Consider the following 21,334-nt stretch of genomic DNA (forward strand, 5'->3'; position numbering starts at 1 on the left):
TACGTGAAGCAAGAGGGCCCCGGGGGCCGTTCGGGTTGCGTCCGGCCGCCAGGAACGACATCACCGTTACAGGGCCGCGACAATGTCCGGCGCCGCTGTGGAACCGCTGTGGGTGCCGGGCTGCTCAACGGCCCGCGTACAACTCCCCGTACGACGGCCACGCCCCGCCCGGACCGTCGACCGACTCGGCGGCACGCACCGCCCGCACGATCGCCCGGGTCACCACATCGGCGCCCGCCGCGAGGACCTCGTTGAGGGCGAGCGGGTCCTCGGCGTCCAGGGCGCGGTCTCCCGTCGCCAGCGTGAACACCGTGTCCCCGTCGTGGAGCAGGTGCACCGGCCGCACCGCGCGGGCGATGCCGTCGTGAGCCGTGCCGGCCAGCTTCTGCGCCTGGGCCTTCGACAGATCCGCGTCCGTGGCGACCACCGCGAGCGTGGTGTTGAGCGGCGGAGGCGCGCTCCGCGCGGCCGTCTCGGCCAGGCGCCGCCGCGCGGCCTCATGCACCTCCGCCTCCGGATACTCCACCCGCCCCTGGAACAACTCCCCGTACAGCACCCCCGTTTCCGGATCCACCGTCGAACCCGCCGCGTTGGCCACCACCAGCGCGGCCACCGTGACCCCCGAGCCGAGCACCGTGCTCGCGCTGCCGATGCCGCCCTTCACCACCCCGGTCACCGCCCCCGTACCGGCGCCCACACAGCCCTGGGCCACCGGCGCGCCGGGCTCGCTCGCCGCCGCCGCCTCGACCGCGGCCCGCCCGGTGGCCGCGTCCGGCCTGGCCCGGAAGTCGCCGCCCCGCCCCAGATCGAAGACACAGGCGGCGGGCACCACCGGCACGACCTGCGCCGGGTCCGCCCCGACCCGGATCCCGCGTCCCCGCTCCTCCAGCCAGGCCATCACCCCCGAGGCCGCGTCCAGCCCGTAGGCGCTGCCGCCGGTCAGCACGATCGCCTCGACCTTCCGCACCACGTTGCGCGGATCGAGCGCGTCCGTCTCCTTGGTCCCGGGGCCACCGCCCCGCACATCCACGGCGGCCACGGCCCCGCCCTCCGGGGCGAGCACGACCGTGGTGCCGGTGAGCCATCCGTCGCCGGCGCGGGTCGCGTGCCCCACACGCAGGCCGGAGACATCCGTCAGAGCGTCCACCAGAGCTTCAACTGTCATGGCGCCCAGTGTTGTCCAGTCGTCGGCCGTCGCGGGCGCACCGGGCGTCGCCGGGCCCGTCGGCGCCGTCAGGCCGTCCGGCTCGACGGGGCGTGGGTCCTTGACGGGCGGGCGGCCAGTGTCTCTCCCGCCGCCACCGACAGCGCGCAGACCACGCCCGCCGTGAGCACCGCCCAGTCACCCAGGAACGTGCAGCAGATCACCAGCAGTGCCGTCGTCGGCAGTACCAGCTGCTGGGTGATGCCCGCCTTGAAGTGACGCGAGTGCAGGGCCCACACGGTCAGCAGATACAGGGCCGTCGGCAGGGTCACGGCGGCCGACGCCGCCAGCGTGGAGATGTGCGCCTTGCCCACCGTCTGCTCCACCGCCACCTCCAGCCCGGCCCCGATCGCGGCCGCCGAGGCGAAGACCACGTAGTGGCCGTAGCCCCACAGGAACGCCTGCCGGTTGGAGCGCAGATGGCCGTGGATGGGCACCACGAAGTAGATCCACCACGCGGCGAAGATGATCAGCAGCCCGCCCGACGCGATGGGGAGGACCTCGCCCAGCGAGTCGTTCTCGTCGATGCCGGACTTCACGGCGATCGTGGCCGCGGCGACCGTCTCGCCGAGCACGATGATCGTGAACAGTCCGTAGCGCTCCGCGATATGGCGGGGATGCCAGGCCGTGGGCTGGCCCCGCTCCGCGAACAGCGGCACGCACATCTCCAGCAGCGCCATCACCAGGAACCACCAGGGCAGCGCGTCCTCGGGCAGGAGCAGCAGGCCCAGCCAGCCGACCTGGCACAGCAGTACCCCGCCGGCGTAGCGCAGGGCCGTCGTCCGCTCCGGGCCCTCGGCGGCGCGGGCCGCCCGCAGCCACTGCGTCACCAGGGCCAGCCGCATGATCACGTAGCCCAGCCAGACCACGAGGTAGTCGTGCTCCTCGAAGGCCTGCGAGACCCCCGCCGCGAGGACCAGCACACCCGCGATCTGCACCAGGGTGACGACCCGGTACAGCACGTCGTCGTTGTCGTACGCCGAGGCGAACCACGAGAAGTTCATCCAGGCCCACCACACGGCGAAGAAGACCATCGCGTAGTCGAGGATCCCCTCGCCGGCATGGCCCTCGGCGACGGAGTGGACCAGCTGGATGCCCGCCTGGGCGACGGCCACGACGAAGCACAGGTCGAAGAAGAGCTCCAGCGGTGAGGCCGTCCGGTGCGCCTCGTCGCGTCCGCGGGCCCTGAGCCTGCGCAGCGGTCCCCGGTCGCCGGGCGGGCCGGAGGGGACGGGCGGGGGAGTGGGGCTGGACGTCATGATTCCCAGCACAACAGAAGGCGCGGGGATTTTCTCCGCGACCGTACCCTGGACGCATGAGCAGCACCCCCGATCCCGAGGCGCCCGCGCCGAAGCCCGCGCTGGTCTTCGACGACCCGCTCGACCAGCAGTCCTCCGACGACACCGACCGCGGCTGGGGCGAGCGCACGGACTCCGGCGGGGGCGCGGCTGACCTCAAGCGCTTCCTCGACGAGAAGCCGCCGCACCACATCTGAGCCGGGCGGCTCCACCACGTCTGAGCCGGGCGGCTCCACCACGTCTGAGCCGGGCGGCTCCACCACGTCTGAGCCGGGCGGCTCCACCACAGCCGGACCAGGCGGCCCAGCCGCGTCCGCGCCGCCCGCCGCGCTACCGCTCCGGCTGGTCCTGCCGGTCGTTCCCCGCGCCACGCTGGGCGACCAGCGCGTCCCGGATCTCCTTCAGCACCTCCAGCTCGGTCACCTCGATGACCTCCTGTGTGCCCTCCTTCGCCTTGCGGCGGGCCTCCTGGCGGGCCAGGTACTTCGCCATGGGCAGGACCATCAGGAAGTAGACGACCGCAGCCGTGATCACGAAGCTCAGGGCGGCGCCGAGGACGGAGCCCCACGCGATCTGGATGCCCTCCTCGCCCTTGCAGGTCGAGCTCAGGCAGGAGCTGTAGTGGTCGAGGTTCTTGGTCCCGATGGCCCCGACGAACGGGTTGATGATCCCCTTGACCACGGCGTTGACGATGTTCGTGAACGCGGCGCCGATCACCACCGCCACAGCCAGATCGACGACGTTCCCGCGCATCAGGAAGGCCTTGAAGCCCTCCCAGAGGCTCGGTTCCTTCTTCTCGCTCACCTCGGGGCCTTTCCTCGCACGAGCAGCTTATGGAACAAAACGCTCCGCAACCTACGTCACGAGGGGGCCGAACCGAGTACCTGGGTCCCTCGAACGAGGGCCTTGACGCGATCGTGCACAGCATCACCACAACGTCACCGCCAACCGTGCCGTCGCGCTCGCCCCGGCGAGCCGGGCGGCGGTGGCACGCGGCACCGAGAGCACGACCAGCGCCCCGCCGTCCGTCGCGCCCTCCAGCGGCTCCGGCACCTTCGTCACCCTGGCCCCGCGCGCGATCACGCGGGCGTCGCCGCCCGGTGCCGTCCCCTCGGCGGCGATGACGTCGACCCGGTCGCCCGGCCGCAGCAGCCGTACCGTCGCCGCGTCGGCGATCCGGATCGGAGCCGTCACCGGGCCCGCCGCACCCGGGCCCGCCGCACCCGGGCCCGCGGCACCTGCCCCTGCGGCACCTGTCCCCGCCACACCCGCCCCCGCTGCACCACGCATCCGCGCGGACCGCTCCCGGTACATCGAGGACGTATGCGCGGGAGACGTGGCCCGGGGCTGACCGCGGGCCCCGTCACCGTCACGCGGGCCCGCCGCCACCAGCGCGGTCGCGGTGACCGCGAGCCCGACGGCCAGGGCCCGCCGCCGGTGCCGCCCGAGCCGGCCCGACCGGTACCGGCCCCCACGCACCCGCACGGGATCAAAGCGCGGCACCTCACGCGTCGCGGGCACCTCGGGGCCGGGCGGGAGCGCGGCGACGGGGGAGCCGCCGGAAAGGGAGGACATGAGCGGAGCGAGGGACACGGGAACCACCACCTGCGACGAGGACCGGCTTGCGCTCCCCACGATGAGGCTTCCCGCCGCCGCCCGCTGAGGCCTGTGGACCTACCCCGGACCTGTGGACAACTCCCTCACCCGAACGGCAAGTTCCGCCTCCCCACGCCCCACAAGAAAGGCGGCCTGCCGACTACGGCAACACGAACCCCGGATCCATCCCACCCAACGCCCCACCACACAGACAGTCCCGCTCGTCCACCCCCGGCAACCCCGCCACCGCGTCGAACAGCACCCCCCGCAGCCGCCCCACGTTCGCCGCGAACACCTGCAGCACCTCGTCGTGCGAGACGCCCTCCCCGCTCTCGGCGCCCGCGTCGAGGTCGGTGACCAGGGTCAGGGACGTGTAGCAGAGCTCCAGCTCACGGGCGAGTGCCGCCTCGGGATGCCCGGTCATCCCCACCACCGACCAGCCCTGCGCCTGGTGCCACAACGATTCGGCACGGGTCGAGAAGCGCGGCCCCTCGACCACGACCAGCGTGCCGCCGTCCACCGGCTCCCAGTCCCGGCCGCGCGCCGCCTTCAGCGCGACGGCCCGCCCGGCGGAGCAGTAGGGGTCGGCCAGCGACACATGCACCACGTTCGGCACCGACCCGTCGGGCAGCGGCTCTCCGTCGAAGTACGTGTTCGCGCGGGACTTCGTACGGTCGACGAGCTGGTCCGGCACCAGCAGCGTGCCCGGTCCGTACTCGGGGCGCAGGCCGCCCACGGCGCACGGCGCGAGCACCTGGCGCACGCCGACGGACCGCAGGGCCCACAGATTGGCGCGGTAGTTGATCCGGTGCGGCGGCAGGTGGTGGCCCCGCCCGTGCCGCGGCAGGAAGGCGACCCGCCGGCCTGCGACCTCACCGAGGAAGAGGGAGTCGCTGGGCGGCCCGTACGGGGTGTCGACCTGGACCTCGGTCACATCGTCGAGGAAGGAGTAGAACCCGGAGCCGCCGATGACGCCGATCCCCGCGCCCTGCCCGTCCACCGAGCCCGCCACGTCCGCCGAGCCCGTCACGTTCGCCTTGTTCGCCATGTCCGCACCCTAACCGCACGCACGAACGCCGAGGACCCCGTCGCCCCAAGGGCGACAGGGTCCCGAACGCATCAGGCCTTACGCGGCGGTGGTGCTGCTGGTCGAGCTGCCCGAGCCCGACGAAGAGCTCGAGGACGAGCTGGACGAAGAACTCGACGAGGAGCCCGAGCCGGAGCCCGAACCGGAGTCGGAGGACGACGAGGAGGAGCTCGACGACTTCGCCGGGGAGCTGCTCGACGAGGAGCCGCGGCTGTCGTTCCGGTAGAAGCCGGAGCCCTTGAAGACGATGCCGACCGCCGAGAACACCTTCTTCAGGCGGCCCTTGCAGTTCGGGCACTCGGTGAGAGCGTCGTCGGTGAACTTCTGCACCGCCTCGAGGCCCTCGCCACACTCGGTGCACTGGTACTGGTAGGTCGGCACTGTCTTCCTCCTGGCACTCTCACTCGATGAGTGCTAACGACGGTCCATAGTGACGTATTCCAGCCGCTCAGTCCACCGCCACCGGCACGCGGTGACCCACGCCACGTGCGACCGTCCGCCCCTGGGCGTGCCCGGCCAGCCGGGAACGCAGGGCCAGGAGGGTCGCCAGGGCGAGCACGGTGCCGCCCATGGGCACCAGGAAACCGGCGCCGCCCCACAGACGGTCCTCCAGCTGCCCGGCGATGCTGACGGCCGCCGCCTGGCCCAGTGCCACCGCGCCGGTCAGCCAGGTGAAGGCCTCGGTACGGGCACCGGCCGGGACCAGGCCGTCGACCAGGGTGTAGCCGGTGATCAGGGCGGGCGCGATGCACATGCCGACCAGCAGGCCGAGGCCCGCCAGGACCGGGACCGAGTCGGCGGCCCACAGGCCCGAGGCGGTGAGGGCGAGCGCCGTGTAGCCGATGACCAGGCGCCGCTGCGGGGCCGCCCGCCAGGCGATCGCGCCGCAGACGAGGCCGGAGATCATGTTGCCCGCGGCGAAGACGCCGTACAGGACGCCGTTCAGGCCCGGTTCGCCGATCGACTCGGTGTACGCGGCCAGCGAGACCTGCATGCCGCCGAAGACGGCGCCGATGCCCAGGAAGGTCACGATCAGCACGCGCACACCGGGGACGCGCAGCGCGGAAGCGTGCTCCACGCGCGCGTGGCCGCGGCCCTCGACGGACGGCTGGGTGCTCTTCTGCGCGGCGAACAGCAGACCGCCGATCAGCGTCAGCGAGGCCTCGGTGACCAGCCCGGCGGCCGGGTCGATCGCCGTGCACAGCGCGGTGGCCAGCAGCGGTCCGACGACGAAGGTCAGCTCGTCCGTGACCGACTCGAAGGCCGCCGCGGTGGTCATCAGGGGCGAGTCCTTGAGCTTCACGCCCCAGCGGGCCCGCACCATGGGGCCGACCTGCGGCACCGAGGCGCCGGTCGGGACGGCCGCCGCGAACACCGCCCACAGCGGGGCGTCCAGCAGCGCGAGCGCCGTCAGCGTCAGCCCGGAGACCGCGTGCAGCAGCACCCCGGGGATCAGCACGGCACGCTGCCCGTAGCGGTCGGCGAGGCGGCCGCTGTAGGGCGCGAACAGGGCCATGGAGACACCGGTGACGGCCGCGGCGGCGCCCGCCGCTCCGTAGGAGCCGGTGGTGTGCTGCACCAGCAGCACGATGGAGATCGTCAGCATCGCGAACGGCTGGCGTGCCGCGAAACCGGGGAGCAGGAACGTCCAGGCGCCGCGGGTGCGCAGCAGCCGGCCGTATCCCGGGCGGGCGGAAGCCGTCGAGTTCTTCGACTTCTTCGAGGTGACCGTGGATGCCACGGCCCGTGCCTTTCTGCCGCCTGGTAGCGCGTCCCGGCAGGCGGGCGGCGCCGAGAGCTGTCCTCTTGCGCGGAACTGCGGTAGATGCCGGGGCCCGGTGAGGAGGGACGTCCCGACCGCCATACGGTCGCGCCAGCTCTGCGTCAGACAGAGTTGGTTCGATCTGGGTACGCCTTCATCGTACAGGGATCAACGGGGCGCGTGGCTGTGAAAGCAAGCACCAAGGGCCCGCCCGCCTTGCAAATACGAATCGGCATGAATCGGTCCTTAACGACCCGCCACTTAACGACTCGCCCCGTCCGTCCCCAGCCATCCGGCCAGCTTGCCGCCGTGCCCCACCGCCCGCAGTCGGCTCTCCGTCGCGTCCCGGACCGGATCCGTGGCCACGACGAGCAGCTCGTCCCCGCGCTGCAGCACCGTCGTGGGAAGCGGGACGAACGATTCGTCCGCCCGCACGACGAGCGTCACCGCGGCGCCGGGCGGCAGCCGCAGCTCGTTGACCTCGACGCCGTGCATCTTCGACCCGTCGGGGATCGCCACCGACAGCAGATGCCCGCGCAGCCGCTCCAGCGGGGCCGACTCGATGCCGAGGTCGGCGGCCTCCGAACCGTCGCCCAGGCGCAGCTTGCGGCCCAGCCACGGCAGCGTCGGGCCCTGGACCAGGGTGTAGACGACGACCAGGACGAAGACGATGTTGAAGATCCGGCGGCTGGCGTCGACGCCCTCCACCATGGGGATGGTCGCCAGGATGATGGGCACGGCCCCGCGCAGTCCCGCCCAGGACATCAGGGCCTGCTCGCGCCACGGCACCCGGAACGGCGTCAGACAGAACACCACGCTCAGCGGACGCGCCACCATGGTCAGCACCAGCCCGATGGCGAGCGCGGGCACGATGTCGTCGCCCAGCTCGTGCGGGGTGACCAGCAGCCCGAGCAGCACGAACATGCCGATCTGGGCCATCCAGCCGAGCCCGTCGGCGAACCCGCGCGTGGCCGGCCAGTGCGGCAGCCGCGCGTTGCCCATCACCATCGACGCGAGGTACACCGCGAGGAACCCGCTGCCGTGGGCCAGCGCGCCCGCCGCGTACGCCACCGTCGCGATCGCCATGACGGCGATCGGGTAGAGGCCGGAGGCGGGCAGCGCCACATGCCGCAGCCCCCAGGAGCCCAGCCAGCCCACCGCGATCCCGATGGCCGCGCCGATGGCCAGCTCCAGCAGGATCACGCCCAGCAGCACGTACCAGTGCTCGACCGGGCCCGCCGTGGACAGGGAGACCACCAGGATGACCACGGGCGCGTCGTTGAAGCCGGACTCCGCCTCCAGCGTGCCCGTTATGCGCGCGGGCAGGGGCAGTTTGCGCAGCACGGAGAAGACGGCCGCCGCGTCGGTCGAGGAGACGACCGCCCCGATGATGAGCGCCTGCCGCCACTCCAGACCGATCAGATAGTGCGCGGCCGACGCCGTGATCCCGACGCTCACCGCGACACCGGCCAGCGCCAGTGCCGTGGCGGCCGGCAGGGCCGGCTTGATCTCCTTCCACTTCGTGCCGAGACCGCCCTCGGCCAGGATCACGACCAGGGCCGCGTATCCGATGACCTGGGTCAGTTCGGCGTTGTCGAAGTGGATGTCGCCTACGCCGTCCTGGCCCATGGCGACGCCTATGCCCAGGTACACGAGCAGGCTGGGGAGCCCGCTGCGCGAGGAGATCCGTACCGCTGCGACGGCGACGAGCAGGACGAGCGAGCAGACGAGCAAGAGCTGGTTGAGGTGGTGAACAGTCAGCGGCTGAATCCTTCCCTGGCCCGCCCGCACGCGCGCGTGGGCTCTCGTACATCGCACATGAAGCTGTGGCGCACCGCGCCAACTACTTCGTTACCTTACCTAACTCTTGACGATTTCTTGACGCTTCCGAGGCCAAGATCGAACGTTCGTCCGTGCTGGTTCCCGACTCCGCGTCAAGGCGCCCAAGGCCCTGCGCCTATCGTTGCTCCAGCGCTCAGTTAAAAGCACAGCCGAACCTGCCGCTCGCGTTAGGACAGCAAGGACAGCGATGCCCCCCAACACCACCGCCTCCACGGGTCAGCAGCCCGGCAAGTCCGGCAGGAGAAAGGGGCGCAAAGCCCGACTGGTCCTGATCGTCCTGGTGCTGGCCCTCATCGGGGGTGTGGCCTTCGGGGGGTACTGGTCCGTCAGCACCGTCCGGGCCTCGTTCCCGCAGACCAAGGGCACTCTCACGCTCAAGGGCCTCTCGGGACCGGTCGAGGTCAAACGGGACAACTACGGCATCCCGCAGATCTACGCCTCCTCCGACGCGGACCTGTTCATGGCGCAGGGCTACGTCCAGGCGCAGGACCGGTTCTACGAGATGGACGTACGCCGCCACATGGCCTCCGGCCGGCTGTCGGAGATGTTCGGCAAGAGCCAGGTCGACAACGACGAGTTCCTGCGCACGCTCGGCTGGGACCGGGTCGCCGAGAAGGAGTACGACACCAAGCTGTCGGCCTCCACGAAGAAGTACCTCCAGGCGTACTCCAAGGGGGTCAACTCCTACCTCCAGGGCAAGGACGGCAAGGACATCTCCCTGGAGTACGCGGCGCTCGGCTTCACCAACGACTACAAGCCGCAGAACTGGACCCCGGTCGACTCGGTCTCCTGGCTGAAGGCGATGGCCTGGGACCTGCGCGGCAACATGCAGGACGAGGTCGACCGCGCCCTGCTGACCAGCCGCCTCGGCCCGAAGCAGATCGCCGACCTGTACCCGGAGTATCCCTCCGGCCGCAACAAGGCGATCGTCCAGGAGGGCCAGTACAACGAGCTGACGGGCACCTTCGAACAGGGCGGCACGAGCGGCACGTCCGGCACCTTGGGCACGAGCGGCGGCTCCACCGGCACCGGGGGCACCGCCGCCGGCGGCTCGAGCGGCACTGGCAGCTCAAGCAGCACAGGTAGCTCCGGCAGCTCCGGTACCGAGGGCCTCCAGAGCCAGCTCACCGGCCTCACCAAGGTCCTGGACGACCTCCCGCCGGCGGTCGGCGTGAACGGCGACGGCATCGGCTCCAACTCCTGGGTCGTCTCCGGGGAGCACACCATCACCGGCAAGCCGCTGCTGGCCAACGACCCGCACCTGTCGCCCTCGCTGCCCTCCGTCTGGTACCAGATGGGCCTGCACTGCCGCAGCGTCTCCAGCGCCTGCCAGTACGACGTCAGCGGCTACACCTTCGCGGGCATGCCCGGCGTGATAATCGGTCACAACCAGGACATCGCCTGGGGTATGACCAACTCCGGCGTCGACGTCACGGACCTCTACCTGGAGAAGATCACCGGCGACGGCTACCAGTACGACGGCAAGATCAAGCCTTTCCAGACGCGCGAGGAGACCATCAAGGTCGCCGGCGGCGAGACCAAGAAGATCGTCGTGCGCGAGACGAACAACGGGCCCCTGCTGTCCGACCGCGACGAAGAGCTGGTGAAGGTCGGCAAGAAGGCCGGCGTCAACACCGCCGCCCCCGACAGAGGCGACGGCTACGGCGTCGCGCTGCGCTGGACCGCGCTCCAGCCGGGCACCACCATGGACGCCGTCTTCGCCATGGACAAGGCGAAGGACTGGAACGACTTCCGCGAGGCCGCCGCGCAGTTCGAGGTGCCCTCGCAGAACCTGATCTACGCCGACACCCAGAACAACATCGGCTACACCCTCCCGGGGAAGATCCCCACGCGCGCGGAGGGCGACGACGGCTCCATCCCCGCGCCCGGCTGGGACCCCGAGTACCGCTGGACGGGCTACATCGAGCAGGACGCCCTGCCCTACGAGTACAAGCCCAAGCGCGGCTACATCGTCACCGCCAACCAGGCCGCGATCGACCCGGACAAGTACCCGTACACGCTCACCAAGGACTGGGGCTACGGCACGCGCAGCCAGCGCATAAGCGACCTGATCGAGTCGAAGATCAAGAACGGCGGCAAGGTCTCCACGGACGACATGCGCCAGATGCAGCTCGACAACAGCAGCGAGATCGCCCGGCTGCTGGTGCCCACGCTGCTGAAGATCGACCCCGAGAACAAGGACGTCCGCGAGGCGCAGAAGCTCCTCGAGGGCTGGGACTACACCCAGGACGCCGACTCGGCCGCCGCGGCCTACTTCAACGCGGTCTGGCGCAACATCCTCAAGCTCGCCTTCGGCAACAAGCTGCCCAAGGAGCTGCGGCCCAAGGGCCAGTGCCTGTGGGTCAAGCCGGTCAACACCACCGGGCCCGCCGACGAGGCCGACGAGGTCCGCGAGTGCGGCCAGCGCGACCCCGACCAGGCGCAGCCCGACGGCGGCGACCGCTGGTTCGAGGTGGTCCGGGGGCTGATGGAGCAGCCCAAGAGCGACTGGTGGAAGACGCCCGAGGCGGGCACCCGCCCCGAGGCCGTCAACCGCGACCAGCTGTTCAGGCGGGCCATGATCGACGCCCGCTGGGAGCTGACCGCCAAGCTCGGCAAGGACATCGACAGCTGGAGCTGGGGCCGGCTGCACCGCCTGTTCCTGGACAACCAGACCCTCGGCACCGAGGGCCCCGGTTTCCTCCAGTACGCCCTCAACCGCGGCCCGTGGGAGCTCGGCGGCGGCGAGGCGACGGTCAACGCGACCGGCTGGAACGCCGCCGGTGGCTACAACGTCGTCTGGGTGCCGTCCATGCGGATGGTCGTGAACCTCGGCGACCTCGACAAGTCGAAGTGGATCAACCTCTCCGGCGCGTCGGGGCACGCCTACAGCGCCCACTACGTCGACCAGACGGACAAGTGGGCCGAGGGCGAGCTGCTGCCGTGGTCCTTCTCGGACAAGGCGGTCGAGGGCAGCACGACCGACAAGCTGGTGCTCAAGCCGTGAGCCGCTGACGCCCGCACCACGAGAACGGCCCTCCACGCACGCGTGGAGGGCCGTTCTCGTCGCCGGTATCAGTCGGCGGGCCGGCTGAACCGCCGCACCCCCGAGGGCGTCACCACCGCGTGCACCGGCCGGTCGTGCGCCTCCTCCGGGACGTGCTCGATCACCTCGGAGTCGTACAACAGCACCACCAGGGAGGACCGGGCACTCGCCCGCTCCAGGCGCGCCAGGACCCGGTCGTACGAGCCGCCGCCACGCCCGAGCCGCATCCCGCGCGTGTCGACCGCGAGGCCCGGCAGCAGGACGGCGTCGGCGGCGGTCACGGCGTCCGGTCCGAGGCGTTCGCCGGAGGGCTCGAAGAGCTCCATCCGGCCGCCGCCGTGCCGGACACGCGCGAGCGAGCTCTCGCCTTCGTAGACGCCCCAGTCCAGATCGTTGTCGGCCAGCAGGGCCGGAAGAAGGACGCGCACGCCCCGGGCGCGCAGCGTGTCGAGGAGCGCGAGCGTCCCCGGTTCACTCCCCACGGAGACGTACGCCGCGACCGTGCCGGCCCGCGCCAACTCCGGCAGCTCCAGCGCCCGCGCGGCCAGTGCGGCCGAGGTTTCCCGCAGGTCATCCGCCGTCAACCTGTTCCTCACCGAGAGGAGCCCTCGCCGCAAACTCCGCTTGTCAGGCTCGCCCGGACGCCCGATGTGACTCAATGGTTGCTCCCGTATCGTTCTAATACGCTCATATGAGCGTCCATGAACCGGAGCCGCAGATTCCGCCCAAAGGCACCGGATATGGTGGCGGACATGACTCAGGCACACCCTCGGATCAGCAAGGCTGTCATTCCCGCAGCAGGCCTCGGCACCCGGTTCCTGCCGGCCACCAAAGCCACTCCCAAGGAGATGCTGCCGGTCGTCGACAAGCCGGCGATCCAGTACGTGGTCGAGGAGGCCGTCGGCGCGGGTCTCGACGACGTCCTCATGGTGACGGGCCGCAACAAGCGCCCCCTCGAGGACCACTTCGACCGCAACTACGAACTCGAGTCGGCGCTTCAGAAGAAGGGCGACGCCGGCCGTCTCGCCAAGGTCCAGGAGTCCAGCGACCTCGCGACCATGCACTACGTCCGCCAGGGCGACCCCAAGGGCCTCGGACACGCCGTCCTGTGCGCCGCCCCGCACGTCGGCGAGGAGCCCTTCGCCGTCCTCCTCGGTGACGACCTCATCGACCCCCGCGACCCCCTGCTCCAGCGCATGGTCGAGGTCCAGGAGCAGCGCGGCGGCAGCGTCATCGCGCTCATGGAGGTCGCCCCCGAGCAGATCCACCTCTACGGCTGCGCGGCCGTGGAGACCACCGAGGACAGCGACGTCGTCAAGGTCGGCGGCCTCGTCGAGAAGCCCGACCCGTCCGACGCCCCGTCGAACTACGCGGTCATCGGCCGCTACGTCCTCGACCCGCACATCTTCGACATACTGCGCCGGACCGAGCCCGGCCGCGGCGGCGAGATCCAGCTCACGGACGCCCTCCAGCAGCTCGCCGCCGACGAGAAGATCGGCGGCCCGGTGCACGGCGTCGTCTTCAAGGGCCGCCGCTATGACACCGGCGACCGCGGCGACTACCTGCGTGCCATTGTCCGACTCGCATGCGAACGTGAAGACCTGGGCCCGGACTTCCGGACCTGGCTTCGCAGTTACGTAGCCGAGGAGATGTAACACGTTGAGCAGCGCCGCGCCCCGCACACCGGTCCAGGACCACTCGGGCCCCGACCACCTGTGGTCGGTGGACGAGCACCTGGAGGACATCCTCACCACCGTCCGCCCCCTGGAACCCATCGAGCTGCAGCTGCTCGACGCCCAGGGCTGCGTCCTGGTCGAGGACATCACGGTGCCGGTGTCCCTGCCGCCGTTCGACAACAGCTCCATGGACGGCTACGCGGTCCGGGTCGCGGACGTGGCGGGCGCGAGCGAGAAGTTCCCGGCGGCCCTGGAGGTCGTCGGGGACGTGGCGGCGGGCCAGGCCGAGCTGCTCCAGGTGGGCCCCGGCCAGGCCGCCCGCATCATGACCGGCGCCCCCCTGCCGCCCGGCGCCGAGACGGTCGTGCCCGTCGAGTGGACCGACGGAGGGCTCGGCGAGGGCCCGGTGCACGGGATGCGCGCCCGCAGCCTCGGCCCCGAGGGTGCCTCGGGCCATGTGCGGGTGTACCGGCCGGCCGAGGCACGCGCGCATGTGCGCGCACAGGGCAGCGACGTGAGGGCCGGCGACCGCGCCCTGCGGGCCGGCACGATCCTCGGCCCGCCCCAGATCGGCCTGCTCGCCGCGATCGGCCGCGGCACCGTCCGCGTCCGCCCGCGCCCGCGCGTGGTGGTGCTCTCCACCGGCAGCGAACTCGTCCAGCCCGACGAGAGGCTGCGCACCGGTCAGATCTACGACTCCAACAGCTTCGCCCTCACCGCCGCCGCCCGGGACGCCGGAGCCATCGCCTACCGCGTGGGCGCCGTCGCCGACGACGCCGAGACCCTGCGCTCCACCATCGAGGACCAGTTGGTGCGCGCTGACCTGATGGTCACCACGGGCGGTGTCAGCGTCGGGGCCTACGACGTCGTCAAGGAAGCCCTGTCCCACGTGGCCGACGAGGACGAGGCGGGCAGCGGCATCGAGTTCCGCAAGCTCGCCATGCAGCCCGGCAAGCCCCAGGGCTTCGGCTCCATCGGCCCCGACCACACCCCGCTGCTGGCCCTGCCCGGCAACCCGGTGTCGTCGTACGTCTCCTTCGAACTCTTCGTCCGCCCCGCGATCCGCGCCCTCATGGGCCTGCCGGACGTCCACCGGGCGACGACCCGGGCCACCCTGGCCACCGACAAGGCGCTGACCTCGCCGAAGGGACGCCGTCAGTTCCTGCGGGCCACCTGCGCCGACGGCCGGGCCACCCCGGTCGGCGGCGCCGGATCCCATCTGGTCGCGGCCCTCGCCCACGCGGACGCGCTGATCGTCGTCCCCGAGGACACCGAGTCCGTCGAGCCGGACGCCGAGGTCGAGGTGGTCCTGCTCGGCTGAGAGCCGCTGGTTGGGGGTACCGTGTCGCGCACAGCAGGCCCGGACCGGGAGCGCCACACAGCATGAGCACGCAGGATCCCCCAACGCAGGATTCCTCTCCGCAGGACCGACTGACGCACATCGACGACGCCGGCGCCGCCCGCATGGTCGACGTCTCGGAGAAGGACGTGACCGCGCGCACCGCCCGCGCCAGCGGACGCGTCCTCGTCTCGCCCCGCGTGATCGAACTGCTGCGCGGCGAGGGCGTCCCCAAGGGCGACGCCCTCGCGACCGCGCGGATCGCCGGGATCATGGGCGCCAAACGCACCCCCGACCTGATCCCGCTCTGCCACCCCTTGGCGGTCTCCGGTGTGAAACTGGACCTGTCGGTCGCGGACGACGCCGTGGAGATCCTGGCCACCGTGAAGACCACGGACCGCACCGGGGTCGAGATGGAGGCCCTCACCGCCGTCTCCGTCGCCGCGCTCACCGTGATCGACATGGTCAAGGCGGTCGACAAGGGAGCGGTCATCACGGACGTACGGGTGGAGGACAAGACGGGCGGCAAGTCGGGCGACTGGAGCCGGGCATGACGTATCGCGCCCTCGTCGTCACCGCCTCCAACCGGGCCGCCGCCGGGATCTACGAGGACAAGGGCGGCCCGCTGATCTCGGCAGGCCTGAAGGGCTTCGGCTTCGAGGTCGACGGCCCCCAGGTCGTCCCCGACGGCGACCCCGTCGAGGCGGCCCTGCGCGCCGGTGTCGAGACCGGCTACGACGTCATCGTCACCACCGGCGGCACCGGCATCTCGCCCACCGACCGCACCCCCGAGGCGACCCGCCGGGTGATCGACCACGAGGTACCGGGCATCGCCGAGGCCATCCGGGCGTACGGCCGGGAGAAGGTGCCGACCGCGGCGCTCTCCCGGGGCCTGGCCGGAGTGGCCGGCGCGACGCTGATCGTCAATCTGCCCGGCTCCAGCGGTGGTGTGAAGGACGGACTGGCCGTCCTGGAGCCGCTGCTGGTCCACGCCGTCGAGCAGCTCCGGGGCGGCGACCACCCCAGACCCGGCACGGGGGGTGCGAGCTGAACGGCGCATCCTGGCCCGTCGAGCTGGTGGACGGCGACATCGTCCTCCGGCCGATAAAGCTGCGCGACCAGCGGGCATGGCGCGAGGTCAACCGGCGCAACCGCGACTGGCTGCGCCCCTGGGAGGCGACCATTCCGCCGCCCGCGCCCGGCGGGCCGCTCGCGCACCGCCCGACCTTCCGCCAGATGGTGCGGCACCTGAGGTCGGAGGCGAACGCGGGCCGGATGCTGCCCTTCGTCATCGAGTACCAGGGGCGGCTGGTGGGGCAGTTGACGGTCGCCGGGATCACCTGGGGCTCGATGTGCTCGGGCCACATCGGCTACTGGGTGGACGAGTCGGTGGCGGGGCGCGGGGTGATGCCGACGGCGGTGGCGCTCGTCGTGGACCACTGTTTCCGCGCTGTCGGACTGCACCGCATCGAGGTCTGCATTCGCCCCGAGAACGGGCCCAGCCGCCGGGTCGTGGAGAAACTCGGATTCCGGGAGGAGGGGCTCAGGCCCCGTTATCTCCACATCGACGGGGGCTGGCGCGACCACCTCGTGTTCGCCCTCACCGCGGAAGAGGTGCCGGACGGGTTGCTGCGGCGCTGGCACCGGGCACGATCGCAGAGTAATCCGGGAATCCGGCACCACCCCGGAAATTGAATATGTGTTCGAAAATGATCGGCCAGTGACCGTCTCAGGGCAATGAATTCCCGGCCTGGGCGGTCTGCTGATCGCATCGGTCACAAAAAAAGTTCGAAATATCAGCCAGATCGTGCGACACACCGGCTCAATTGGCAGATGGCCTCACGCAAACCCCTCTACGGTGTGAGACGTGAGCAGCAGCGGCCTCATCTACGCAGTCATTGTCGGGGCCTGGGCCGCCTACTTGGTGCCGATGTGGCTCCGTAGGCAGGACGAGCTGAACGAGGCCCGTCCGACGGAACGCTTCAGCACCGCCATCCGGCTGCTTTCCGGCCGGGCGGGGATGGAGCGCCGATACGCCAAGGACCTGCGGGCGCGCTCCACCGAGGAGGGGGAGCAGGGCGCCGACGAACCGGATGCCGTCACCGACTCGGTGGACGTCCGGGCCTTCGCCGTGTCCAAAACGCGTCCCCAGACCCAGGCACCCGTACCGTCGCCCGCCCAGGAACAGCCGGCGCGATCGGAGCAGCCGGCCCGCCCGGCACCCGGATCGAACGCGGCGTCCGCGGCCCGCGGGGAGGGCCGTGTGCCCGCCGCCCGGCGCCGCCCCTCGCCGCAGGCGCAGGCGGCCGCAGCGCGGGCCCGGCGCTCGAAGGTGCTCGCGCGCCGACGGCGCACCACCACCATGCTGTTCCTCGCCTTCACCCTCGGCGCGATCGTCGCCGCGGTCGGAGGCCTCGCGTTCCTGTGGGCGCCCGGCGTGCCCGCGGTCATGCTCAGCGTGTACATCGCGTACCTGCGCACCCAGGAGCGCCGCCGCTTCACGTACCAGATGGACCGCCGCCGGGCCGAGCTCGCGGCCCAGCGGCTGCGGGAGCGGCAGCGCCAGCCCGGCCGGCGCGTCGCCGACGAGGAGTCCGACGAACCGGAGGACGGACCCGAGCCGGTGACCGACCCCGGCCTGTCCGCCCTCGCGGCCGACCGGCGCGCCCTCGTCGAGCAGACCGACCACGCCGAGTGGGTCGACCAGCAGCGCGAGCGGCAGCGGCGCCCCGGGCAGGGCGACAGCTGGGACCCGGTCCCGGTGCCCCTGCCGACCTACGTCACCGCACCGGTCGCCCCCCGGGCCACCAGTGACGTGGATCTCGGGGCCCCCGACACCTGGAGCTCGGCACGCTCCAGCGCCGTCACCCCGGACCTCGAGGACGACGCCGACCTCGCCGGCGAGCCGGAGCCCCACGCCGAGGAGCGGGGCGACGACGACGGGCGCACCGACGCCCGCCGCGCGGCCTCCGCACGGCGGGCCCGGGAGCGCGGCCGCACGCCGCTGTTCGACCAGTACGAGGACGGGGACCGGCCCCGGGCCGCCAACGAGTAGCCCCCGAACCCGCAGGTGACCGTCCCTCGGGAACGGATTTCCAAGCAGGCCGATCTGGGTGCTAGAGTTTCACTCGTTGCAAGGGCCTGTGGCGCAGTCCGGTAGCGCACCTCGTTCGCATCGAGGGGGTCTGGGGTTCAAATCCCCACAGGTCCACGCAGCTCAGAGCCCCGGTCGGGATTCCCGACCGGGGCTCTGACGTGTTGTACGGCAGTTCAGAGCGAGTTGACGTCTCGACAGCGAGTGAGTCGCCCGCCCAGTCGAAGCCCCGCAGTGCGCTCGGATCAACGGTGGTCGGTTGCTCGTGGGTGCCCTGTGCCTGCGAAGGTGATCCAGCAGGTGTTCCGTAAGGCGTCCAGGAGGTACCAGATCCGTCCTCCACCGGTCACCTCGATCTGCCACTGTTCGCAGGTCTGTCCCCGGTGGATGCCGTGCGCCAGGCTGCCTTTCAGTCGATGATGGCGGGGCGTTTCCACAGCCGGTCCGGGGTCTGTGCGCATCGCGATCCAGGCGCGATAGGTGTTCTCGCGTGCCTGCTGGGCAAGGCAGTCCCATCCTTTGGCGGCGGCAGCGTCCGCGAACCGCACCTCCCAGTGGCCATCGGGTGCCGGAGGCGCCGCGCGGTCGCCGCGACCCGCGCTCACGCGACATCCCGCGGATCCGGCACCGGACCGTGGTCCTCGGAGCGGTCCGCGGTCAGCGCGGCCAGCAGTTCGGGATCCGAGTGAGCCTCCGCCGTGTGCTGCCAGGCGATGAGCATCTGTGCGACGGACGCGTTGTTGCCGACGGAGTCGGCGGCGCGCATGGTGTCGACCAGTTCGACCGCGAAGGCGTGGACGTCTGGCTCGGGCAGGAAACGAACCCAGGGGAAGGCGTCCGGCAGTATGTCCAGGAGCAACTCCATGCTTCCGGGCTCCCGTCTTGCCATCGCGGCCAGCATGCGGGTGGCGGCGGACACCACCGTCTGGTCCTGCTCGGCCCGGGCCGCCGTGGTGAGGACAAGATCCTCTCCGTCCCGGCGGTGCAGCAGCAGCCGGGGCGACTCCTTGAGCCGAGCGAGCGTCTGCTTGTTCTTGTTCACCAGCTCGGAAAAGTTCACTGCGGTGTTCTCGGTGGGCATGACTTTGAAACTACTTCGAAACTCGTCGACCTGCCATCACCCGCAAGAGGGACTCGGCCGTCTCCGCCCATCGTCACAGGGAGGAAGCCTCAGGGGGCTCGCATCCTGTCCGCCTCGGCCAGGAACCAGTCCGCCGGACACAGATCGGGGTTTCCGGCGACCAGAACGGCCAGGCGCTCCAGAGCGCGGACGATGCGTGCCGGGTTGTCGGCCCGGAGGGCTGCCGCGGCCTCACACAGGGTCGCCGCCGCGTCCTCGTCCTTGGAACCACAGCGCCGGTAGGCGGCGAGGGCCCTGCGGGCAGAGCTCTCGGCTTCCGCCGCTCGGCCCAGATGCCACAGGGCCCAAGCCTGATTGAAGGTGCACACTGCTTCGGGCAGGGACCAGCCGACTTCCGCGCTGCACTGCACGCCTGTGTCGAACGCGCTCAATGCCGGCACGAGGTCTCCCGTGCCCAATCTGGCGATGCCAAGGGTGTTCCAGGAGAACCCGAGGGCTTCGGGAATCCCGGACTCGTCATACGCGGCAATCGAATCTTCGGCCGCGCGTGCTACGAGCGGCCAGTCATGCGTCGTGGCGTAGGCGCAGGCCAGTGCGTTGGCCTCACGGGCCCGGACGATGGGCAGGCCCGCTCTGCCGGCCAGTTCGGATAATTCCGCAGCTACCGCCAAGCCGAGATCCGGCCGATCGGCGTAACTGTGCGCCAGGCTCAGGCAGAGCAGGGCGTGCGCGTGTTCCTCCACCATGCCCAGTTCGGAGGCGATGTCGGCAGAGCGCCTGAGCCGCTGCGCGGCGTCCGCGGAGCGTCCCTCGAAGCGGTCCATGTCCCCGAGCAGGAACAGGATGCGTTGCAGGCAGGCCGCGTCTTGCGGCGCCCGGGCCAGTGACGCGGCCTCGTCGAGCAGTTGGATCGAATCGCTCAGCGGTCCGATCGCGAACTGGGCATGCCCTCGAGCGACCAGATACGCCAGCCGTGCCTGCCGCCGCGTCAGTTGCCCTGCCAGGCCGGTGCAGATCGACAGTACGGCGCTGGCCGAGCCCTGCCAGACCAGGAAGTCGGCGAACCGGTCGAGGAGCAGAGCCGCCTCGTCGTAGTCCTCGGCCAGCATGCGGTGCGTCAGCTCCCGTCGCTGCGGAGACACATCCTGCGGAGTCCGCCACTCCTCCCGGGGTTTGGCGGACCGGGCGTGCCAGTCCGCGGCGCGACGGTGAAGACGCCGGGCCAGTAGGGGGGCCCGCCTGATGAGGTCGGCGCGTGCGATATCGGTGTCCATGGGAAGCAGGGAGTACGTGCGGTCCTCGCGGTTCGCCCTGGCCAGGAAGCCTCGAGTCAGCCGCCGAAGTGCGCTGTCCACCTGGATTCCGGGCGCCAGGGGCTTGAGTGCCCACTCCACAGCCGCGAGCGGGACCGGCGTGCCGAAGACCGCCAGCACGTCCATGACCAGTTTGTGGTGCTCGTTGAGGTCGCGGTAGCGGCGCTGTGCCAGTTCGTCCACCACGCCGGAGATGGCCGCGGTGTCCCCCAGCCATTCGCGCAGCGAGCGCATACCGGCGTCGTCCTGGAGGGCTCCGGCGATGAGTTCCAGTCCCCTGGGTACGCCGTAGACCCGCCCGGCTGTCTCCGCCAGCAGTTCGTCGTCGGCGTCCCGGATGCCGCTCAGGCCGTCGCCGTCCAGTTCCCGCAGCAGCGCGATCGAGTCGGGACGTGGCAGTCCGTCGTCCAGGACGATGCGCCGCTCGGCGCGGGAGTATCGGGCCGGGAGGGCGAGCGGCACCTGGCTGGTGATCAGCAGACGGGGTGCACTCTCGTGACTGAGCAGTGCTTGCACCATCTCCGTCAGGTCCGGCTCCCGGAAGGTGTCTTCGTCGTCCAGCAGTTCCTCCAAGTTGTCCAGGAGGAAAAGGACTTGCAGATGAGTCATCGCGTCGAAGAGCTCGCATGCCTTGTCGGCCGGCCGCCGTCGGCTTCCCCACATGCGGTGCAGCCGTTCGGCCTCCTGCTGATCGAGCAGACGCAGACAGTCGAAGAAGATCTGCTCGAAGGTGATACCCGTGGTCCGCTCGCCGAAGAAGACGACCGCGTCTGGTGGTTCAGTCCGCTCCCCGCCGGGCCACGCGCCCTCGGCAAGGCTTCGCGCGGCGCGCACGGCCAGCAGGCTCTTGCCGATGCCGCGCCGTCCCAGCACGCTGATGATCCGGACCGGGGGGTCGGCGAACAACGCACGAATGCGCTGCAATTCGCCCGTTCGGTCCTTGAACGAGTGGATGCCGAATGCCGGGCGCTCGTTCAGCATGCGAGCCACCCTGGG

19 protein-coding genes and 1 tRNA gene are annotated in these 21,334 nt (G+C 71.0%); 9 read left to right on the top strand and 11 right to left on the bottom strand.

Annotated elements, in window-relative coordinates; genetic code table 11:
- Window positions 1-124: 124 nt before the first annotated feature.
- Together KJK29_RS21995 and KJK29_RS22000 are read right to left on the bottom strand one after the other, a co-directional pair.
- A complete protein-coding gene (locus tag KJK29_RS21995) occupies window positions 125-1,165 on the bottom strand; it encodes a P1 family peptidase (RefSeq protein WP_215120857.1) in 1,041 nt (346 codons plus the stop codon).
- Window positions 1,166-1,233: 68 nt separating this feature from the next.
- A complete protein-coding gene (locus tag KJK29_RS22000; protein WP_215120858.1) occupies window positions 1,234-2,463 on the bottom strand; it encodes a low temperature requirement protein A in 1,230 nt (409 codons plus the stop codon).
- A gap of 56 nt (window positions 2,464-2,519) precedes the next feature.
- Here KJK29_RS22000 and KJK29_RS22005 point away from each other — a divergent pair, with 56 nt between their 5' ends.
- Window positions 2,520-2,699, top strand: coding sequence for a hypothetical protein (locus KJK29_RS22005; RefSeq protein WP_215120859.1), 180 nt, complete (start codon window positions 2,520-2,522; stop codon window positions 2,697-2,699).
- Between the two features lie 133 nt (window positions 2,700-2,832).
- On the opposite strand, the gene mscL is transcribed toward KJK29_RS22005, so the two are convergent.
- The 6 genes from mscL to KJK29_RS22035 form a co-directional block, all read right to left on the bottom strand.
- Window positions 2,833-3,306: a large conductance mechanosensitive channel protein MscL gene (mscL, locus tag KJK29_RS22010; RefSeq protein ID WP_215120860.1), complete on the bottom strand. Its 474-nt coding sequence runs from the start codon at window positions 3,304-3,306 to the stop codon at window positions 2,833-2,835.
- Window positions 3,307-3,429: 123 nt separating this feature from the next.
- Window positions 3,430-4,077: a CpaB family protein gene (locus KJK29_RS22015; protein WP_251057901.1), complete on the bottom strand. Its 648-nt coding sequence runs from the start codon at window positions 4,075-4,077 to the stop codon at window positions 3,430-3,432.
- Window positions 4,078-4,258: 181 nt separating this feature from the next.
- Entirely contained in the window at window positions 4,259-5,146 is an 888-nt protein-coding gene (locus KJK29_RS22020; RefSeq protein WP_251057902.1) for an S-methyl-5'-thioadenosine phosphorylase, read from the bottom strand.
- Between the two features lie 78 nt (window positions 5,147-5,224).
- Window positions 5,225-5,566: an FmdB family zinc ribbon protein gene (locus KJK29_RS22025; RefSeq protein ID WP_215120861.1), complete on the bottom strand. Its 342-nt coding sequence runs from the start codon at window positions 5,564-5,566 to the stop codon at window positions 5,225-5,227.
- A 67-nt stretch (window positions 5,567-5,633) separates the two neighbouring features.
- Window positions 5,634-6,926: an MFS transporter gene (locus tag KJK29_RS22030; protein ID WP_215120862.1), complete on the bottom strand. Its 1,293-nt coding sequence runs from the start codon at window positions 6,924-6,926 to the stop codon at window positions 5,634-5,636.
- 282 nt (window positions 6,927-7,208) lie between these two features.
- A complete protein-coding gene (locus tag KJK29_RS22035) occupies window positions 7,209-8,738 on the bottom strand; it encodes a potassium/proton antiporter (RefSeq protein WP_215120863.1) in 1,530 nt (509 codons plus the stop codon).
- 238 nt (window positions 8,739-8,976) lie between these two features.
- Between KJK29_RS22035 and KJK29_RS22040 the strand changes: the two genes are divergently transcribed.
- On the top strand, window positions 8,977-11,796 hold the full coding sequence (locus KJK29_RS22040; protein ID WP_215120864.1) for a penicillin acylase family protein: 2,820 nt from the start codon (window positions 8,977-8,979) through the stop codon (window positions 11,794-11,796).
- 68 nt (window positions 11,797-11,864) lie between these two features.
- Here the strand turns inward: KJK29_RS22040 and KJK29_RS22045 are convergent, their stop codons facing one another.
- Window positions 11,865-12,494 carry a 5-formyltetrahydrofolate cyclo-ligase gene (locus KJK29_RS22045; RefSeq protein ID WP_215120865.1) on the bottom strand — a complete coding sequence of 210 codons (630 nt, stop codon included), beginning with the start codon at window positions 12,492-12,494 and terminating at the stop codon, window positions 11,865-11,867.
- 93 nt (window positions 12,495-12,587) lie between these two features.
- On the opposite strand from KJK29_RS22045, the gene galU reads away from it, so the two are divergent.
- From galU to KJK29_RS22080, 7 genes are all read left to right on the top strand, one after another.
- Window positions 12,588-13,490: a UTP--glucose-1-phosphate uridylyltransferase GalU gene (gene galU / locus KJK29_RS22050; protein ID WP_215120866.1), complete on the top strand. Its 903-nt coding sequence runs from the start codon at window positions 12,588-12,590 to the stop codon at window positions 13,488-13,490.
- A gap of 4 nt (window positions 13,491-13,494) precedes the next feature.
- Window positions 13,495-14,832, top strand: a complete 1,338-nt coding sequence (gene glp / locus KJK29_RS22055) for a molybdotransferase-like divisome protein Glp (protein ID WP_215120867.1) — start codon at window positions 13,495-13,497, stop codon at window positions 14,830-14,832.
- Between the two features lie 62 nt (window positions 14,833-14,894).
- Window positions 14,895-15,404: a cyclic pyranopterin monophosphate synthase MoaC gene (gene moaC / locus KJK29_RS22060; protein WP_215120868.1), complete on the top strand. Its 510-nt coding sequence runs from the start codon at window positions 14,895-14,897 to the stop codon at window positions 15,402-15,404.
- Entirely contained in the window at window positions 15,401-15,901 is a 501-nt protein-coding gene (locus tag KJK29_RS22065; protein ID WP_215120869.1) for a MogA/MoaB family molybdenum cofactor biosynthesis protein, read from the top strand. The genes moaC and KJK29_RS22065 overlap by 4 nt, the downstream gene beginning before the upstream one ends.
- 23 nt (window positions 15,902-15,924) lie before the next feature.
- Window positions 15,925-16,545 carry a GNAT family N-acetyltransferase gene (locus KJK29_RS22070; RefSeq protein ID WP_251058123.1) on the top strand — a complete coding sequence of 207 codons (621 nt, stop codon included), beginning with the start codon at window positions 15,925-15,927 and terminating at the stop codon, window positions 16,543-16,545.
- 172 nt (window positions 16,546-16,717) lie between these two features.
- Window positions 16,718-17,905: a divisome protein SepX/GlpR gene (sepX, locus tag KJK29_RS22075; protein ID WP_215120870.1), complete on the top strand. Its 1,188-nt coding sequence runs from the start codon at window positions 16,718-16,720 to the stop codon at window positions 17,903-17,905.
- 82 nt (window positions 17,906-17,987) lie between these two features.
- Window positions 17,988-18,061, top strand: a tRNA-Ala gene (locus tag KJK29_RS22080).
- Between the two features lie 484 nt (window positions 18,062-18,545).
- On the opposite strand, the gene KJK29_RS22085 is transcribed toward KJK29_RS22080, so the two are convergent.
- Window positions 18,546-19,025, bottom strand: coding sequence for a hypothetical protein (locus KJK29_RS22085; RefSeq protein WP_215120871.1), 480 nt, complete (start codon window positions 19,023-19,025; stop codon window positions 18,546-18,548).
- A gap of 89 nt (window positions 19,026-19,114) precedes the next feature.
- Complete coding sequence (locus KJK29_RS22090) at window positions 19,115-21,319, bottom strand: hypothetical protein (RefSeq protein ID WP_215120872.1); 2,205 nt, start codon at window positions 21,317-21,319, stop codon at window positions 19,115-19,117.
- Window positions 21,320-21,334: the final 15 nt, after the last annotated feature.

It is taken from the genome of Streptomyces koelreuteriae (genome assembly GCF_018604545.1).
Classification (GTDB): Bacteria; Actinomycetota; Actinomycetes; order Streptomycetales; family Streptomycetaceae; genus Streptomyces; species Streptomyces koelreuteriae.

What these genes read in the sequence shown, in the direction of transcription:
- KJK29_RS22000 (WP_215120858.1), bottom strand. Translation starts at nt 2,463, where the DNA reads ATGACGTCCAGCCCCACTCCCCCGCCCGTCCCCTCCGGCCCGCCCGGC.
- KJK29_RS22040 (WP_215120864.1), top strand. Translation starts at nt 8,977, where the DNA reads ATGCCCCCCAACACCACCGCCTCCACGGGTCAGCAGCCCGGCAAGTCC.
- KJK29_RS21995 (WP_215120857.1), bottom strand. Translation starts at nt 1,165, where the DNA reads ATGACAGTTGAAGCTCTGGTGGACGCTCTGACGGATGTCTCCGGCCTG.
- KJK29_RS22005 (WP_215120859.1), top strand. Translation starts at nt 2,520, where the DNA reads ATGAGCAGCACCCCCGATCCCGAGGCGCCCGCGCCGAAGCCCGCGCTG.
- KJK29_RS22085 (WP_215120871.1), bottom strand. Translation starts at nt 19,025, where the DNA reads ATGCCCACCGAGAACACCGCAGTGAACTTTTCCGAGCTGGTGAACAAG.
- KJK29_RS22015 (WP_251057901.1), bottom strand. Translation starts at nt 4,077, where the DNA reads ATGTCCTCCCTTTCCGGCGGCTCCCCCGTCGCCGCGCTCCCGCCCGGC.
- galU (WP_215120866.1), top strand. Translation starts at nt 12,588, where the DNA reads ATGACTCAGGCACACCCTCGGATCAGCAAGGCTGTCATTCCCGCAGCA.
- KJK29_RS22020 (WP_251057902.1), bottom strand. Translation starts at nt 5,146, where the DNA reads ATGGCGAACAAGGCGAACGTGACGGGCTCGGCGGACGTGGCGGGCTCG.
- KJK29_RS22065 (WP_215120869.1), top strand. Translation starts at nt 15,401, where the DNA reads ATGACGTATCGCGCCCTCGTCGTCACCGCCTCCAACCGGGCCGCCGCC.
- KJK29_RS22090 (WP_215120872.1), bottom strand. Translation starts at nt 21,319, where the DNA reads ATGCTGAACGAGCGCCCGGCATTCGGCATCCACTCGTTCAAGGACCGA.
- moaC (WP_215120868.1), top strand. Translation starts at nt 14,895, where the DNA reads ATGAGCACGCAGGATCCCCCAACGCAGGATTCCTCTCCGCAGGACCGA.